14 protein-coding genes are annotated in these 16,215 nt (G+C 64.1%); 6 read left to right on the top strand and 8 right to left on the bottom strand.

All coding sequences use genetic code 11. The features are described 5' to 3' along the window. Positions 1-14 precede the first annotated feature (14 nt). Genes V6L75_RS08775 through V6L75_RS08755 form a run of 5 tightly spaced genes read right to left on the bottom strand, consistent with a single transcriptional unit; the run spans position 15 to position 5,492 of the window. On the bottom strand, positions 15-1,292 hold the full coding sequence (locus V6L75_RS08775) for a TRAP transporter large permease (RefSeq protein WP_334251124.1): 1,278 nt from the start codon (positions 1,290-1,292) through the stop codon (positions 15-17). Next, positions 1,289-1,780: a TRAP transporter small permease gene (locus V6L75_RS08770; protein ID WP_334251123.1), complete on the bottom strand. Its 492-nt coding sequence runs from the start codon at positions 1,778-1,780 to the stop codon at positions 1,289-1,291. Before V6L75_RS08770 ends, V6L75_RS08775 begins: the two co-directional genes overlap by 4 nt. After that, the gene (locus tag V6L75_RS08765; protein WP_334251122.1) at positions 1,777-2,757 is read right to left on the bottom strand and encodes a DctP family TRAP transporter solute-binding subunit; all 981 of its coding nucleotides are present in this window, start codon (positions 2,755-2,757) and stop codon (positions 1,777-1,779) included. The genes V6L75_RS08770 and V6L75_RS08765 overlap by 4 nt, the downstream gene beginning before the upstream one ends. A 56-nt stretch (positions 2,758-2,813) precedes the next feature. Then, positions 2,814-4,328, bottom strand: coding sequence for an aldehyde dehydrogenase (NADP(+)) (locus V6L75_RS08760; RefSeq protein ID WP_334251121.1), 1,515 nt, complete (start codon positions 4,326-4,328; stop codon positions 2,814-2,816). Between the two features lie 27 nt (positions 4,329-4,355). Next, the gene (locus V6L75_RS08755) at positions 4,356-5,492 is read right to left on the bottom strand and encodes an iron-containing alcohol dehydrogenase (RefSeq protein ID WP_334251120.1); all 1,137 of its coding nucleotides are present in this window, start codon (positions 5,490-5,492) and stop codon (positions 4,356-4,358) included. Positions 5,493-5,652: 160 nt separating this feature from the next. Between V6L75_RS08755 and V6L75_RS08750 the strand changes: the two genes are divergently transcribed. Then, the gene (locus V6L75_RS08750) at positions 5,653-6,594 is read left to right on the top strand and encodes a LysR family transcriptional regulator (protein WP_334251119.1); all 942 of its coding nucleotides are present in this window, start codon (positions 5,653-5,655) and stop codon (positions 6,592-6,594) included. 12 nt (positions 6,595-6,606) lie between these two features. Here the strand turns inward: V6L75_RS08750 and V6L75_RS08745 are convergent, their stop codons facing one another. Then, positions 6,607-7,563, bottom strand: coding sequence for a LysR family transcriptional regulator (locus V6L75_RS08745; RefSeq protein ID WP_334251118.1), 957 nt, complete (start codon positions 7,561-7,563; stop codon positions 6,607-6,609). 151 nt (positions 7,564-7,714) lie between these two features. Here V6L75_RS08745 and V6L75_RS08740 point away from each other — a divergent pair, with 151 nt between their 5' ends. The 3 genes from V6L75_RS08740 to V6L75_RS08730 are packed head-to-tail and all read left to right on the top strand — an operon-like array spanning position 7,715 to position 10,128. Beyond that, complete coding sequence (locus tag V6L75_RS08740; protein ID WP_334251117.1) at positions 7,715-8,965, top strand: flavin-containing monooxygenase; 1,251 nt, start codon at positions 7,715-7,717, stop codon at positions 8,963-8,965. Between the two features lie 37 nt (positions 8,966-9,002). Next, positions 9,003-9,416, top strand: coding sequence for a RidA family protein (locus V6L75_RS08735; protein WP_334251116.1), 414 nt, complete (start codon positions 9,003-9,005; stop codon positions 9,414-9,416). Positions 9,417-9,450: 34 nt separating this feature from the next. Next, complete coding sequence (locus tag V6L75_RS08730; RefSeq protein WP_334251115.1) at positions 9,451-10,128, top strand: DUF1028 domain-containing protein; 678 nt, start codon at positions 9,451-9,453, stop codon at positions 10,126-10,128. Positions 10,129-10,139: 11 nt separating this feature from the next. Here the strand turns inward: V6L75_RS08730 and V6L75_RS08725 are convergent, their stop codons facing one another. Continuing rightward, positions 10,140-10,910, bottom strand: coding sequence for a GntR family transcriptional regulator (locus tag V6L75_RS08725; protein ID WP_334251114.1), 771 nt, complete (start codon positions 10,908-10,910; stop codon positions 10,140-10,142). 40 nt (positions 10,911-10,950) lie between these two features. After that, complete coding sequence (locus tag V6L75_RS08720) at positions 10,951-12,642, bottom strand: glycerol-3-phosphate dehydrogenase/oxidase (RefSeq protein WP_334251113.1); 1,692 nt, start codon at positions 12,640-12,642, stop codon at positions 10,951-10,953. A gap of 215 nt (positions 12,643-12,857) precedes the next feature. Between V6L75_RS08720 and V6L75_RS08715 the strand changes: the two genes are divergently transcribed. Together V6L75_RS08715 and V6L75_RS08710 are read left to right on the top strand one after the other, a co-directional pair. Further along, complete coding sequence (locus V6L75_RS08715; RefSeq protein WP_334251112.1) at positions 12,858-14,360, top strand: FGGY-family carbohydrate kinase; 1,503 nt, start codon at positions 12,858-12,860, stop codon at positions 14,358-14,360. A gap of 32 nt (positions 14,361-14,392) precedes the next feature. Beyond that, positions 14,393-16,171 carry a thiamine pyrophosphate-binding protein gene (locus V6L75_RS08710; RefSeq protein WP_334251111.1) on the top strand — a complete coding sequence of 593 codons (1,779 nt, stop codon included), beginning with the start codon at positions 14,393-14,395 and terminating at the stop codon, positions 16,169-16,171. Positions 16,172-16,215: the final 44 nt, after the last annotated feature.

The raw sequence follows: 16,215 nt of genomic DNA, 5'->3' as shown, positions 1-16,215 counted from the left end.
TGTTTGGCAGGTGTTCAGCGTCCGATCAGGGACGGCAGCGTCATGCTGACGGCAGGGACGAAGGAGATCACGAGCAGGCACAGCACGATGACGCCGACGAAGACCATCAGCGGCTTCAGCATCTGCGTCACCGAGCACCCGGCGATCTGTGCGGCGGCGAAGAGATTGACCCCGAGCGGCGGCGTGATCATGCCGAGGGCGAGGTTCACCACCATCACGGTTCCGAAGTGCACTGGCGCAATCCCAACGCGGGCGGCTGCATCCTGAAGGATCGGTGCCAGAACGATGATGCTTGCGCCCGTCTCGATGAACATGCCGATGACGAAGAGCATGGCGTTGATGGCCAGCATCAGTGACACGGGACCATCAAAGGTGTTCGTCAGCCACAGCGCGGCAGCATCGGGCACGCCTTGCCGGTTGAGCAGGTAGCCCATCAGGCTGGCGGTGCCGATGATGAACATGATGACGGCGGAGGTGACGACCGACTTGCGGAAGGCGTTGATGAGATCCGTCCATGTCATCTCCCGGTGCAGGAACAGGCCCACCACCATGGCATAGATGACGGCGATGACGCTGGCCTCGGTCGGCGTGGTGACGCCGCCATAGATACCACCCATGATCAGCACCGGCATCAGCAGGGCCCAGATGGCGCGGCGGGTTGCTGTCAGCTTCGGCAGGCTGCCCTCTCCGTCACGTTTGCCCCATCCCTGGACACGGCACCAGACGAGAGCAGTCAGCAGCAGGGCGCCCGCGATCATCAGACCGGGCAGGATGCCTGCGAGGAAGAGTTCCGGGATCGAGGTCTGTGTGGCGACGCCGTACAGGATCATCGGAATCGACGGCGGGATGATGACGCCCAGTTCTGCCGAGGTGGCCATGAGGGCTGCGACGAAGCCCACCGGATAGCCGAACTTCCGCATGGCGGGAATGAGCACGACACCTACGGCGAAGGTCGTTGCAACGCTCGAACCGGAAATGGCCGAAAACAGCATGCAGGTGACGACGCAGGTGGCTGCGAGACCGCCCTGGATCCGGCCGACGAAGGCACGGGCAAACTCGACAAGACGGCGCGAAAGGCCGCCGACTTCCATCAGGTTGCCAGCAAGGATGAAGAAGGGAATGGCCGCCAGCGGAAACTTGTCGAGAGCGATGTAGATCTGCTGTGGAATGACGATCGCGGGCAGGGTGGTGAAGCCAAAAAGCCCGATCATCGAGGCAAGGCCGATGGAGATTGCGATCGGCACCGAAATGGCGAAGAGCACAAGCATCGCGGAGACAATGGCACCGGTCATTGCGCTGTCTCCTTGCCGGACTGGATGAAATGCACGATGGCGCCAAGGGCGGCGAAGAGCGATCCAACCGGAATGGCGGCATAGCCCCAGGCCATGGAAATTTCCAGACCGGCCATTTCCTGCATCTGGACGCGCTGAGCGGTGGCGATACCAAACCAGAAGAGGGTGGCGAACATGATCAGGCAGGAGACGAGAGTAATGGTCTCGATGCTGCGGCGCAGCCCGCCTGTTGTGGCCTCCCGTGCCAGATCGATTGCAACCAATGCGCCTTTGCGCAGGGCAACGGAAATGCCGAGCAGCACCATCCAGACGAGAGCAAGCCGTGTGAGCGCTTCCGACCAGCTGGAAGGGGTGTGGAACAGGAAACGTCCCATCACCTGCCAGAAGCTGGACGCCACGGCGATGGCCAGTGCAAGGGAGGCGGCAGCCGCCACCCCCCCTGCAACAAGTCCGTCAGCGCGACGGATCAGTGCCGCCACTGAACTCATTGAGCTTTCCAGTCCCGGATGCGCTTGATGAGGTCTGCACCGAACTGGGTTTCAAACGCGGCATTGGCGGAAGCCATGGCCTGACGGTAGGCGTCGCGGTCAGCGACTTCCACCACCTCGATGCCGCGCGTGCGCAGGGTCTCGATGCCAGCAGTCTCGTCCTGCTCCACCCTTGCGCGGTTGGCAGACGATGCGGCCTTGCCGCCTTCTTCCACGGCTGCCTTCTGCTCTTCCGTCAGACCGGCGATGAAGTCCGGGTTGCAAACGAAAATGCCCGGCGAATAGACGTGGCGGGTCAGGTAAAGGTGCTTCTGCATCATGTCGAGGTTGTTCGACAGGATCACCGGGATTGGGTTCTCCTGGCCATCTACCGTGCCCTGCTGCAGGGCCGAAGGCAGTTCGGAGAAGGCCATTGGCGTCGGCAGAACGCCGGCAGCCTGCCAGGCCTGCATGTGCACCTGGTTTTCCATGGTGCGGATCTTCATGCCGCGCAGGTCTTCCGGCGAGTTGACGGTCTTGTTACCGGTGGTCAGGTTGCGGAAGCCGTTTTCCAGCCAGGCAACGCCATAGAGGCCGCGTGCCGGGAAGAGGGCCAGAAGCTCGCTGCCGACATCCGAGTCCAGAACACCGCGTGCATGGTCATAGCTGTCGAACAGGAACGGCACGTCAAGGACCCGGGTCTCGGCCACAAAGTTGCCGAGCGGGCCTGCCGAGCCCATGGCACATTCCTGCGAGCCGAACTGCACGCTTTCCAGCGCTTCGCGCTCGTTGTCCATGCGCTGGATCACCACATTGATCGTGCCGCCGGATTTTTCCTCAGCCACCTTCTTGAAGGCGGCAGCCGCAAGGCCAAAGTGGCTGTCTGCGGGCGAGGAGTGGGTAACGGTAAGGGTGGTCTGTGCCATGGCGGCGGTGATGCCTCCGGCCAGGACCATGCCGGCGAGAATGGCGGTTTTCGAAGACTGCAAAAGTTTCATGTGTTTCCTCCTCCAGGTAGAAGACGTGCCCCGGCGGGGCACGCCATATCCGGGTGCTAGAGCACGCCTTCCGGCAGCAGGCCTGCCGGGAAATTCTGGTAGCTGACCGGCCTCAGGAAGCGCCGGATCGCCATGGTGCCGACGCTGGTGGCGCCGAAGTTGGTCGAGGCCGGATAGGGGCCGCCATGCACCATGGCATCGACCACCTCCACGCCGGTCGGGAAGCCGTTCACGAGCACGCGCCCGGCCTTGCGCTCCAGCACCGGCAGCAGCGTCTTTGCCAGCGGCAGGTCGCCGTCATCCATGTGCAGCGTGGCCGTCAGCTGGCCCTGGAAGCTCAGGGCAATGCGGCGCATCTCTTCAGGTGTTTCCACCCGGACGACGAGGCCGAGCGGCCCGAACACTTCTTCCGACAGCGCGTGATCGGCAAGGAACTGGCTTGCCGTCGTCTCATAGAGGTTCGGGTTGGCGCTGCGCCCTTCCGACGCGGTCTCATGCACGGGCTTAACCGTTTCGCGGTTCTGCAGGCGGGCCTGCCCGGACTGATAGGCGCGGGCAATGCCAGCGGTCAGCATCACCTGCGGACCGGTCTTGGCGAGGGCTTCCTTGGCGGCGGCCACGAAGCTGTCCGCATCGCTGCCTGCCACCACAACGGCAATACCCGGATTGGTGCAGAACTGGCCTGCGCCCATCGTCAGCGAAGCGGCCCAGCCTGCACCAAGGGCGGCGGCGCGGGCCTTCACGGCTTCCGGCAGAACGAACATCGGGTTGACGCTGCCCAGCTCGCCGAAGAAGGGGATCGGTTCCGGGCGGCTGGCGCACAGGTCAAACAGGGCCCGCCCGCCCGCCAGCGAACCGGTGAAGCCGACGGCCTTGATCAGCGGATGTGTGACGAGGGCGCTGCCCACGTCCCGGTTGCCGCCCTGCACCAGGCTGAAGACGCCCGGATCAATGCCGAGCTTGCCAATGGCAGCATGGATGGCTTCTGCGACGATTTCGGAGGTGCCCGGGTGGGCGGAATGGCCCTTCACCACCACGGGGCATCCGGCGGCGAGAGCTGCGGCCGTATCACCACCCGCCGTGGAGAAGGCGAGCGGGAAGTTGGAGGCGCCGAACACGGCAACCGGGCCAACCGGCCGCTGCATCAGACGTATTTCCGGGCGCGGTGCGGGCTGGCGGTCCGGCAGGGCCGGATCGAAGCGGCGGTCGAGATAGTCGCCCTTCTCGATGTGGCTGGCGAAAAGCCGCAGCTGACCGGCGGTGCGGCCCCGCTCGCCTTCAAGGCGCGCAGCGGGCAGGCCGGTTTCCTTGCAGCCAGTCTCGGTGATGGCGGCCCCGCGTGCCTCGATCTCATCGGCAATGGCGCGCAGCAAGGCGGCGCGCTCTGCGGCAGAGGAATAGCCGTAGGACCAGAAGGCGGTTTCAGCTGCTTCCGCAGCGCGGTTCACCAGTTCCACGGTGCCCACAGAGAAGGCTGCGGGCTCACCGGAAACGGGCTCGTTGTAAAAGCGATCGGGCGTCGCCACCCATTCGCCGGCAATCAGATGATTGCCGTGCGGCGTATAAGTCATCTTGTCACTCCCTGGGGAGGCTTGTGCTTAGAGCGCAGCCTGCAGCATGGCGTGGTAGTCTTCGGCGGTGGCGTCACGCGGATTGGTGCGGTGGCTGTGGTCGGCCAGCGCGCCCTTCACCACCTTTTCGAAAAGGTCTGCGGTCACGCCCAGTTCCGAGAGGCGGGTAGGCAGGCCGATGGCGCGGGTCATGTCTTCGATGGCAGCGCCAATGTCCGCGTCAGCGGCAAGGCCCATGGCATCGGCAAGGCGGGCGTATTTGTTCTCGTCCACCGAAGTCTTGGCGTCGCGGTTGAAGGCCAGCACAGGCGGCATGAAGATGGCATTCAGCGTGCCGTGATGCAGCTTCGGATTGATGCCGCCCAGCGAGTGGCTGAGGCTGTGCACGCAGCCGAGGCCCTTCTGGAATGCCATGGCACCCATGGTCGCTACGATGGCCATGTTGGCGCGGGCATCGCGGTTGTTCGGCTCTTCCACAGCAAGGCGGATGTTGGCCCAACCCCGGCGCAGGCCTTCCAGCGCAATGCCATCGGCAGGCGGATTGAAGGACGGGGCGAGATAGGTCTCGATGCAGTGGGAGATGGCGTCCATGCCCGTGGCGGCGGTGAGCATGGGCGGCAGGCTGAGCGTCAGCTCCGGATCGACAATGGCGGCTTTCGGGATGAGATAGGGCGACAGCAGCCCGGCCTTGCGGCCATCTTCCAGAATGATGATGGCGGCGCGGCCAACTTCACTGCCCGTGCCTGCGGTGGTGGGCACGGCGATGGTCGGGAAGGTGCGGGAGGTAATCTTCTCCAGCCCGCCTTCAACGACGGCATAGGTCTTCAGCGGGCCGTCATGCGCGGCCATGATGGCAACGGCCTTGGCCAGGTCCAGCGCCGAACCGCCGCCGATGGCGATGATGCCGTCGCCGCCAGCTTCACGGAACAGGGCGGTAGCCTTGACGGCGGCGGCTTCAGTGGGGTTGCCGGGGGTTTCGTCGAAAACAGCGGCAGGCGTGACGCCGGTCGCGGCTTCGATGCGCTCCAGCATGCCCAGGGCGCGCACGCCCTTGTCGGTGACGATGACCGGACGGGTGATTCCTGCCAGCGCCAGCTCCGCCTTCAGCGTTGCGATTTCGCCGTATCCGAACTGGACCCGCGTTACGTAATTGATCAGGCTCATACGTCCCCCTGCTTGGCTATTCCCATTTGGTAACCCAAGGGTGCGGAACATCGTCTTTCCCCTGGGCATTCCTGTTGGGCTGGCAGGATAAAGGCAGCGCAGGAGCTGTAAATACGCTATTCTCGGATACTGATATAACGAAATAGAAACTCAAAAGCCGATGCCGCGCACCCATTCCATGCCGCTGATCCGTCTCTCCATGCGGCAGATGCTGCTGATTTCCGCCATCGATGACAACGGCTCCCTGAAACGGGCGTCCGAACTGATCGGCATGAGCCAGCCGCGCGCCACCAAGGCGCTGCAGGAGGCGGAGGATCTGACGGGGACGAAGCTGTTCAACCGCACCAACCGGGGGCTCATCGCAACGCCCGCCGGGGAATGCATGATCCGCCATGCCAAGACCATGCTGTCGCAGCTGACTGCCATGGCGCAGGAAATCCACAGTGCGTCTGACGGAGAGTGGGGCCGCTTGCGCATCGGCACGATCATGGGCGCCGTGCCCTATGTGACGGAAACCATCAGCGCCTTCCTGCGGCGTTTTCCCCGCACCTCGGTGGAAATTCTGGAAGACACCAGCGTGGAACTGCTGCGCCAGCTGGACCGGGGGCTGCTGGATCTCGTCATCGGCCGCAGTTCCATGAGCACCACTCCGCAGCTTTACAATGTCACCGCCTTCCATGACGAGCTTCTGGCCGTTGTGGCCAATCCGGCTCATCCGCTGATCGGGCGCAAGAAAGTGGGGCTCAAGGATCTCGTGGATGCGCGCTGGATCGTCTACACCGCCTCGATGCCCATGCGGTTGTCACTGGAGCAGGAGTTCCGGCAGGCAGGGCTTGAAATGCCGCGTGCCCTGCTGGAAACCCGCTCGGCACTGACCACCATGTCGCTGATGCAGGCGGAGCCCAACACGGTGGCGCTGCTGTCCAGCGATGTCGCAGCGTTCTTCGTCAACTTCGGCATGGCCAGCATCCTGCCCATGCACTTGCGCTCCAAGAGCGAGCCTTACGAGGTGATCACGCGCAAATCCGCCGATCTCAGCCCGCAGACCCTCCAGTTCATCGAAGATCTGGTGGCCGGCGTGCCCAGTGCCGCCCGCCTGTGATCGTAGCCATTCTCAGTCTTTCACATCCTGCCGCCTTGGCATGAGAACCGGGGCATCCATGCCGGGCACGTAGCTGCTGGAAATCAGCTGGCGGCAATGGGTCTCGAAGGCCTGCACCAGCCGGGTGGGCACCCGCTGTCCGGCGCTCAGAAGGCCGAGCCGCATCGGTCTGTGGTCTCCGGCAAGGCGCAGGCTGACGAGGCGCCGCCCGTCGAGCGCCGCCTTGTTGCGCGGGCGCACATTGGCCAGCGTATAGCCATAGCGGCTGGCGACCATGGTGCGGATGACGTCGAGATGCTGGATCTGCGCAATGATGTTAGGGGTGATCCCGGCGGCGGCGAAAAGGGCGAGGAAATAGTCCCGAGACAGTGGCAGATCGAGCAGGATGAACGGCTGATCCGCCAGTTCCGCTAGAGAGATGGCTGTGAGCTGCGCCAGCGGATCGGTTTCGGCCACCTGCACATGGGGCGGGAGTTCGGCGAGCGGGGTGAACTCAAACCCCTCCGGCACCAGCAGGTCATAGGACAGGGCAACGTCCAGCTCCGCCCGCTCAAGCCGCGCCAGCAGCGTCTGGTGATCGCTGACCGTGGGGCGGATGGTGACACCCGGATAGGCAGCCTGAAAGCTCTGGCTGACTTCCGGCAGCACCATAGGCGCGAAGGTGAGCAGGCAGCCGAGCGACAGCGCGCCGCTGACCTGCCCGGTGGCTTCCGAGGCGGCGGTGTAGAGGTTCTGCGCCTGCCCGATCACGGCCTTGGCCTCGATCAGCAGCTTCTGCCCTGCTGGTGTCAGTGACAGCCCCTGTGCATGGCGGCGCAGGAAAAGCTGCGCGCCCAGTTCGGTTTCCAGCTGGGAGATGGCGGTGGAGATGGACGGCGGCGAGACGCGGATGCGGGCAGACGCGAGCGCAATACTGCCAGCCTCCGCTGCCGCGATAAAATACTCAAGCTGGCGTAACGTGATCCGCATTTCTGTCTCCCGGTCCGAACCCTGATGGCCTGCCTCGGGTTTTCCTAATCAATGCTGCAAGATTTCGTATTTTTCCAGATGCAATCGACCCGCTAGACCTGAGAGACCGGCGCAGGCAGGCGGTCCGGGCAAGCTGCGGAAGGGCGGGCGCATGGCAGTTGAAACGATCCACACGCTGGTTGTTGGCGCCGGTCAGGCGGGTGTCGCCATGAGCGAGCACCTCAGCCGCAATGGCATTGCCCACATCGTTCTGGAGCGTGGCCGTATCGCGGAACGCTGGCGGTCTATGCGCTGGGATTCCCTTGTGGCCAATGGCCCCGCCTGGCATGACCGTTTTCCGGGGTTGGAGTTCCCCTGCGGCCCGGATGCCTTCGTGGGCAAGGAAGGTGTGGCGGATTACTTTGTCGCCTATGCGGATATGGTGAAGGCCCCCATCCGCTGCGGAGTTGAAGTGAGCCGGGTCTCCCGGCTGGAGGGGCGCCCTGGCTTCCGGGTGGAAACGTCCGGTGGCGTTATCGAGGCGCTGAATGTGGTGGCTGCCACTGGGCCATTCCAGAAGCCCAGCATTCCGCCGATCATACCGGCAGAAGCAGCCGTGGCGCAGATCCATTCGAGTGATTACCGCAATCCCTCCCAGCTGGAGGAGGGCGCCGTGCTTGTGGTCGGCTCCGGGTCTTCTGGCGTGCAGATTGCCGAAGAGCTGATGCTGTCTGGCCGCAAGGTCTATCTTTCCGTTGGCCCGCATGACCGTCCGCCGCGCTCCTACCGGGGCCGTGATTTCGTCTGGTGGCTGGGCGTGCTGGGCAAATGGGATGCACAGGCGCAGGCCCCCGGCGCGGAGCATGTCACCATCGCCGTCAGTGGCGCTCATGGCGGCAAGACCATCGATTTCCGCCGTCTTGCAGCTCAGGGCATGGTGCTGACCGGGATGACCGGTGCTTACCGAGATGGCATCCTGACCTTCGCCGATGACCTTGCCCGCAATCTTGAGCGGGGCGACCGGAATTATCTGGCCGTGCTGGACGAGGCGGATGCCTTCGTCGCCCGTAATGGGCTTGACCTGCCGGAAGAGCCGGAGGCGCGCATTCTGGGGCCGCAGGTGGACTGCGTCAGCACTCCGTTGCGTGAGCTGGATCTGGAGGCGGCCGGCGTCTCCACCATCATCTGGGCAACGGGCTTTATGTCAGACTACAGCTGGCTTGAGGTCAACGCCTTTGACGAAGCTGGCCGGCCCAAGCATCAGCGCGGCGTCTCGGCGGAAAAGGGCATCTATTTTCTCGGGCTGCCCTGGCTGTCGGGGCGTGGCTCGAGCTTCATCTGGGGCGTCTGGCACGACGCGGGCTATGTGGCGGACCACATCCGCATTCAGGACAATTACCTTGCCTACAGGCCGCAGCCCTGAGCGGCATGCGGTATCTGACACTCGAGGGGACACGGCAATGGCACATACGCGCATCCGCAAGTTCAACACGCGGGACACCTATCCGGAGCAGAAGCTGGACAATGATCTCTGTCAGGCCGTGGTGGCACGCGGCACGATGATCTTCCTGCGCGGCCAATGCCCGCAGGATCTCGACACCGCGAAGAATATCGAGAGCCACGACCCGGTGGAGCAAACCCACAAGGTGATGCAGAACATTCGCCAGCTGGTCGAGGAAGCGGGCGGGCAGATGGAGCATGTCACCAAGCTGGTGGTTTATCTCACCGACGTGCGCCACCGCGAGGCGGTCTACCGGACCATGGGGGAATATATCAAGGGCGTGTTCCCAGTCTGCACCGGCCTTGTCGTTGTGGCACTGGCCCGGCCCGAGTGGCTGGTCGAGATCGACGCCACCGCCGTCATTCCCGATTGAGCCAGAGCGGCTGAAAGGCCGGAAAGGACCCCTCATGACCTTCTCCATCGTTGCCCGTTGCGAAAAGACCGGCCAGCTTGGTGTTGCCATCTCGTCCTCCTCGCCCGCCGTTGCTGCCCGCTGTGCCTGGGCGCAGGCAGGCATCGGGGCTGTGGCAACGCAGAATGTCACCAACCCCGCGCTGGGCCCGAAAATGCTGGAGGAGCTGGCGAAAGGCACCAGCGCAGCGGAAGCGGTTGCGGCGGCGCGGGACAGCGACGCCTTCCCGGACTACCGCCAGCTTCTGGCGGTGGACGCCGAAGGGCGGACAGCCATCCATTCCGGTCCCAAGGCGTTGGGCATCTGGACTTCAGCCGAGGGGCGCCAGTGTGTGGCGGCGGGCAATCTTCTGGCCAATGACGGTGTGCCGGCAGCGATGGCCGCGGCTTTTGAGGCTGCGTCAGGGGAACTCGGCGACAGGCTGATTGCGGCTCTGAGCGCTGCTGTTGCGGCGGGCGGCGAGGCTGGCCCCGTGCATTCGGCGGGGCTGCTGATCGTGGACGAGCAGTCCTGGCCCTATGCGGAGCTGCGGATCGACTGGCTGGACGACGGCTGCCCGGTGGCCGCCGTTGCGAAGGCTTGGGAGGTCTACAAGCCGCAGGCGGCAGATTACGTCACGCGGGCGCTCAATCCCGTTGCTGCCCCGTCTTACGGTGTGCCGGGGGATGAATAGTGGCTTCCCGCTCAGGCAGTGTGGTCAGGCCGGATGGTGAAGTGCAGGCGGGCTGCGTCTGTCCGGTAGAGGGCGGAGAAATATTCCGCGTATTTGCCGTTCCGGATCGTCGAGCGGGACTCGATCTTGATAAGTGCAGTGCCCTTTTTGATCTGCAGATGCGCGGCTTCTTCGGCGCTGGCGTTGACGGCTTCAACCCAGCGCTCCGCCCCCTCGAAGCTGATGCCGTAAAGCTCCAGCAGCAGGGCATAGAGCGAACGGTCTTCCAGCGGATGATCCAGCAGGCCCGGCACCAGCGCCTCGGGAAGCACGCTGTGCACCAGAATGCGTGGCACGCCATCCACGCTCATGATGCGCCGCAAGTACACCACCTTGTCGTCCGGTCCCAGACCCAATGCCTTGGCGGCCTTGGCATCCGGCTCGCGGATGTCGGCGGCAAGAATGGTGCGTGAAACCTGATGGTTTCGGCTGCGGATGTCTCCCGAGAAGCCGATGATCCGGCCGACGAAATCGCTGTCTTCCGTCTGCTGGGCCACAAAGGCGCCGCGGCCCTGCTGACGGTAGACGAGCCCTTCCGTCACCAGCTGGCTCATGGCCTGGCGCACAACGATGCGCGACACGCCAAACTGGTTGCACAGGTCGGTCTCGCTGGGCAGCTTGTCGCCGGGCTGCATGCCCCGCTGCACGATCATGTCCGCAATGGCCGTCTTCAGCTGAAGCCAGAGCGGAACTCTGGAAGAGCGGCCCTGCAGGGCCGGCATATCCAGGGGCTGATCGGACACGGGGGCATTTCCTTCATCCTGCCGGGCCCGCCGCGTCTCCCTATTGCGGCTGCACCCGGTGCCTCGTTTTCAGCAGCCGGAGTGTGGCCTCAGCTTCCTGGTTCATCCGCTCGCCTGTCCAGGACAGGGCGGAGGCCATGATGCCGGCAACTTCGCCAATACAGGCGTCGCTAGCCACTCCCTCGAATGCCATCAGCGTGCGCCGGAGGATCATGTCTTCCAGACGTGTGACGCGCTCATTACGAGTGATCCATAGAATTTCTTCCCTTGAATAGCAAGGTGCACTCTCAAGCGGCGTATCCGGCTGTAGTTCCTGCGCAATCTGCTTTGCCGCCGTGCCGTAACGCTTGATCAGCAGCATTGCCCGTGCCTGGCTGAGGCCAGCAGATGCTGAAATCTGGGTAGCCAGTGCCTTCAGGCCCTGCGGGGTCTTCGGGAACTCCTTGCCGCCGCCTATCTGCAGGTCGGCGGTGGAGACGCGGCGCGTCCCGGCAACACGGGGCAGAACCAGATCGGCGATCTGTTCGGCGCAGGCCCGGTAGGTCGTCCATTTGCCGCCGATCAGGGTCAGCAACGGCACATTGCGTGCGCCAGCAGGCTCGAAAATGCGGAAGGTGTGGTCGCGGCTGATCGAGCCTGCTGCGCCGCTGGTCTGCCGGGGCAGGGGGCGCACGCCGGAATAGGCAAAGGCGATATCCTGCCGCCGGGCGCGTGCTCTGGGCAGAACGGTGGCAAGCACCTCGAACAGGTAGTCGATCTCTGCCTCCGAGGTGTCCTTGTCTCCGGGGTCTTCGGTGCGGATGTCGGTGGTGCCCAGAAGCACATGCTCGCTGTCCAGCCGGTAGATCAGGCAGGCCCGGTGGTCCGGTGTTTCGAAATAGAGCATCACGTCGCCAAGACCCGCCGCCAGATCCGGACGCCTCAGCACCAGATGCGAGCCCCGCGTGCCGCCGGTCAGCCGTTCGGCAACGCCAAGGTTTGCATCCACCTCGTCGATCCAGGCCCCGGCGCAGTTGATGATGAAGCGGCAGGTCTTGCGGTAGATCCGGCCCGTGAGCACATCCTCCAGCAGGGCCGTTTCCCCGTCGATCCCGGCCAGCCGGACATAGGGAAGCGCAAGGCTTGCCGCGCAGTCTTTCTCCGCATCCGCCGCCAGCTCCAGCGTCAACCGCTCGGGGCTGGTGATCCGCGCGTCGAAATATTCGGCGACGATCTTGATGTTGCCCGCAAGACCCGGAACCGTATCCAGCGCGTTCTTCCGTTTGACCAGTCTGTGCCGGGGCATGGAGCGGTTGCGGTTGCTGAAACTGTCGAAGATGGTGAGGCCGAGCTTCAGGATCAGCGCGCCCTTCGGGCCTGGGTCCTTCATGAGGCGCAGGAAGCGCAAGCCCGCCTGCACTGTTCCCCCTGCCCAGGAGAGGGCAGGCACCCAGACACGGATCGGGCGGACCTGATGCGGGGCATTGAGCAGCAGGCTGTCGCGCTCTTCCACGGACTCGCGCACCAGCTTGAATTCGCCCTGTTCCAGATAGCGCAGCCCGCCGTGGATCAGCCGCGAGGGCGCGGCGGATGTGCCGCTGCAGAAGTCCCCCATCTCGACAAGCGTTGCGCCGATGCCCTGTGCAGCGAGATCGCGGAACACGCCAACGCCGTTGATGCCTCCGCCGATGATGAGGATATCGCCGCTCTCCCCGCGTTCCAGCGCCTGCAGCGCCTCGTCCCTTTGTCTCATGCTTTGTCCTCCCGGTTTGCCGCTGCGCTGTTCCTTGCCCGTCCTCCCGGAACAAGTGATGCGAAGGCGTATTGACAGCTTTGATCAACTCGCCTAGCCTCAACTTATTATAACAACCTTGCTTCAAGCAAGGGCGCAAACGGCGGTAAATCGCCGTTCGGAGGGATTGCCGGGGGCGGAAGAGGAGCCTCCCCGGCGCACGGGAGGAGACTACCATGCGCGAGCGCCTGATCGGCATCGACGCCGGTGGAACTATGACCAAAGCGGCCATGTTCGACCTGGACGGAAACGAGATTGCCTGCCGCAGCAGCCCCAACAGGATGCAGTTCCCCAAGCCGGGCTGGACAGAACGGGACCCCGATGCCATGTGGCAGGCCGCCTGCAATGCCATTCGTGATCTGCTTGACATCACCGGCACGCCCCCTGAGGACGTGGTTGGCGTGACGCCGTCAGGTTATGGTGCGGGAGCCTACTTCATCGATCGTGACCTCAAGCCGGTCCGTCCGGGACTTGTCTCCACCGACACGCGCACGCTTCCCATGATTGAGGAAATGCGCGGCACCGGCGAAATGGCCGAGGTTGACCGGCTGGTGGGCGCAAGGATGTTTGCCACCCATGCCATCCCGCTGCTGCGCTGGTTCGACCGGCATGAGCCCGATCTCTATGACCGCACCTGGAAGCTGGTGTTCTGCAAGGACTTCATCCGTGCCCGCCTGACCGGGCAGGTTTCGACGGACCCGACCGATGGCGGCATTGCCGGGATCTTCGATCTGGCCGCCAACCGCTATGCCACGGATGCCTTTGCCGCCGGCGGGGTATCGCGCTGGCTGGAGAAGCTGCCCGATGTCGGCCCCTCCATCGATGTGGCAGGTCATGTGACGGCGGAAGCCGCCCGTCAGACGGGCCTCAAGGAAGGCACGCCGGTGATCCGGGGCGTGGTCGATGTGACCGGCTCTGCGCTTGCCTCCGGTGTCACCAGCCCGGACCTGATCTCGGTGGTTGCGGGCACCTTCAGCATCAATTCCATCATTCTGGATCAGCCGCTGCTGACGCCGCCGCCTTTCATCCAGTCGTCCTTCCCCGTTGGCAGCCGCTTCATCGCCACGGAAGGGGCGGCGACCTCCGCCAGCAATGTGGAATGGATCTTCTCCACCTTGCTGGAAGCGGAAGGCGCACGGGCCAAGGCCATGGGCTCGTGCATCTATGAGGTCGGCAACAAGCTCGTCGCCGAGGCGATGGAGCGGGACAATGACATCCTGTTCCTGCCTTTCCTTTTTGGCGGCCCTTCGCATGTGCCGGGCGGCATCATCGGGCTTTGCGCCCGCCACACTCTGGGAGACGTGCTGCGCGCGGCCTTCGAGGGTGTGGTTTTTGCCCACAAGACGGACATCGACCGCCTGCTGCCGCAGGACGCAGCGCTGCGGCCGAAGGTGGCCCGCATGGCAGGGGGCGCGTCCAAGTCGGGACAGTGGTGCCAGATGTTCGCCGACGCGCTGAACATGCAGGTCGAGGTAGCCGATGGCTCCGAGTTCGGGGCCAAGGCAGGTGCCATCTGCGCAGCTGTCGCCCTTGGGCATCATGCGGATATTGGCACGGCAGCGCAAAGGATGGTGCGGGTCTCGCGCAGCTACGATCCGCAGCCGGACCGGAGCCAGGCGCTGGCCCGGAAAATGACGGTCTACAGGTCCGTCGTCGAAAATCTTGCGGCGCTTCACTGACGCCGCCTCACCCCACCTGTCTTCTCTGATGAATGGACCGGACAATGGCGCATATTGGCGACTTGATATCTGAAATGCTGGCACAATACGGGGTCGAACTGGTGTTCGGCATGCCCGGCGGCCAGACAACGGCACTGCATGACGGCATTTCCCGCCGGACAGACCGCATCCGCCACGTGCTGATGCGCGATGAGCGCAATGCCGCCTATGCGGCTGATGCCTATGCCCGGCTGACCGGCAAGCCCGGCGTCTGTGACGTGACCGTCGGCCCCGGCGCCAACCTGCTTTCGGCAGGCTTTCTGGAGGCGCTGAATGCGTCGATCCCCATGGTCGGCATCATCGGCGAGTTGCCGCTCGACTGGCTGACGCTGAAGGAAAAGGGCATTGCCAGTCAGGGATTTGACCAGCTCAAGTTCTTCCAGTCCATCTCCAAGAATGCCTGGCTGGTCCCATCAGTCACGGCCTTGCCGGAGATCATCCGTACGGCCTTCCGTACTGCTGTGGCGCCCCGGCCGGGTCCGGTCGCCATCATCATACCGCACGACATTTTCGATGCCGAATGGGACGAAGAGGTTCTGAAGCCCGTGGTGGACGAGCGCTCGATCCACATTCCCTACCTGCGCTCCGTGCCGGTGGCCTCGGAAATCGACAAGGCGCTGGACCTGATTGCCAAGGCTAAGCGTCCGGCGCTGGTCTGCGGCGGTGGCGTGCATGGGTCTGATGCCGCAGAAGAGGTGACGGCCTTTGCCGACCGGTTCAACGGGCTTGTCGTGACCTCCCTGTCTGGCAAGGGCTCTGTGCCGGAAACGAGGGACTATGCGGCCGGCATCCTCAACCCGCTTGGGTCCTGGGCGGCCATCGAGCTGATCAAGGAGGCCGATCTCGTCATCTGGTGCGGCTCCAAGGCCAGTCAGAACACCGCAATGAACTGGACGCTGCCGCTGCCAGAACAGGCCACGATCGTGATCGATGCCGATCCGCTGGAGCATGGCCGCACCTTCCGCCCGACCGTCTCGCTCTTCGGTGACGTGCGCGAAACCATCAAGCTTCTCGCAGCCGGCCTTCGTCCGGGTGAGAACGCAGAGTGGAAGGCGCAGATTGCCGCAGTGAAGGCGGAAGGCGAGGCTGCCAAGCAGCTGGAAATTGCCTCCGAGGAGATTCCGCTGTCGCCGCCGCGTATCATGGAGGCCGTCGGCCGGCGCCTCGGCGAGGATGATATCGTCGTCTCCGATGCCAGCTTCTCCGCCGGCTGGATCGGTGGTTACATCCCGGCGCGCAAGCCGGGGCGCAACTTCCTCTATGCCCGTGGTCAAGGCGGGCTTGGCTATTCCGTGCCGGGGGCCATTGGCGCGGCAGCGACACGGCCCGAGGCCCGCGTGGTCACGGTGTCCGGCGACGGCGCCTTCTCCTACACCATCGGCGAGCTTGCAACGCAGCTGCAGCAGAACCAGCGCGTGGTCAACATCGTGCTAAACAACGGGCGCCTTGGCTGGATCCAGCTCTGGCAGCAGCTCTACTTCGGCAATGTCCAGTCGGCTTTGCTGGAAACGCAGAGTGCCCGGCCGGGCTTCGCTGCGGCCAGCGCGGGTCTGGGGCTGCTCGGGATCTATGTCGAGACGCCCGACCAGATCGAAACCGCTCTTGATCAGGCCTTTGCTCATGACGGCCCCTCGGTCGTGGAGTTCCGCATCAATGATCTGGCCACACCGATACACAGCTTCAAGCGGCGGCTGAAGGAAGGCGGCCAGATCCGCCCGCGTCCGGGCACCGTCTACAAGCTGAGAGACTGGAAGATTTCACCAGAGCTTTGATGGATGCGGGTCCCTTTCTGGAGGGAGAGGGACCCCATGCCTGC

It is taken from the genome of Pannonibacter anstelovis, from assembly GCF_036881715.1.
Classification (GTDB): Bacteria; Pseudomonadota; Alphaproteobacteria; order Rhizobiales; family Stappiaceae; genus Pannonibacter; species Pannonibacter anstelovis.
Note: the sequence above shows the minus strand (reverse complement) of the source record. Positions and strands in the feature narration are given on the sequence as shown.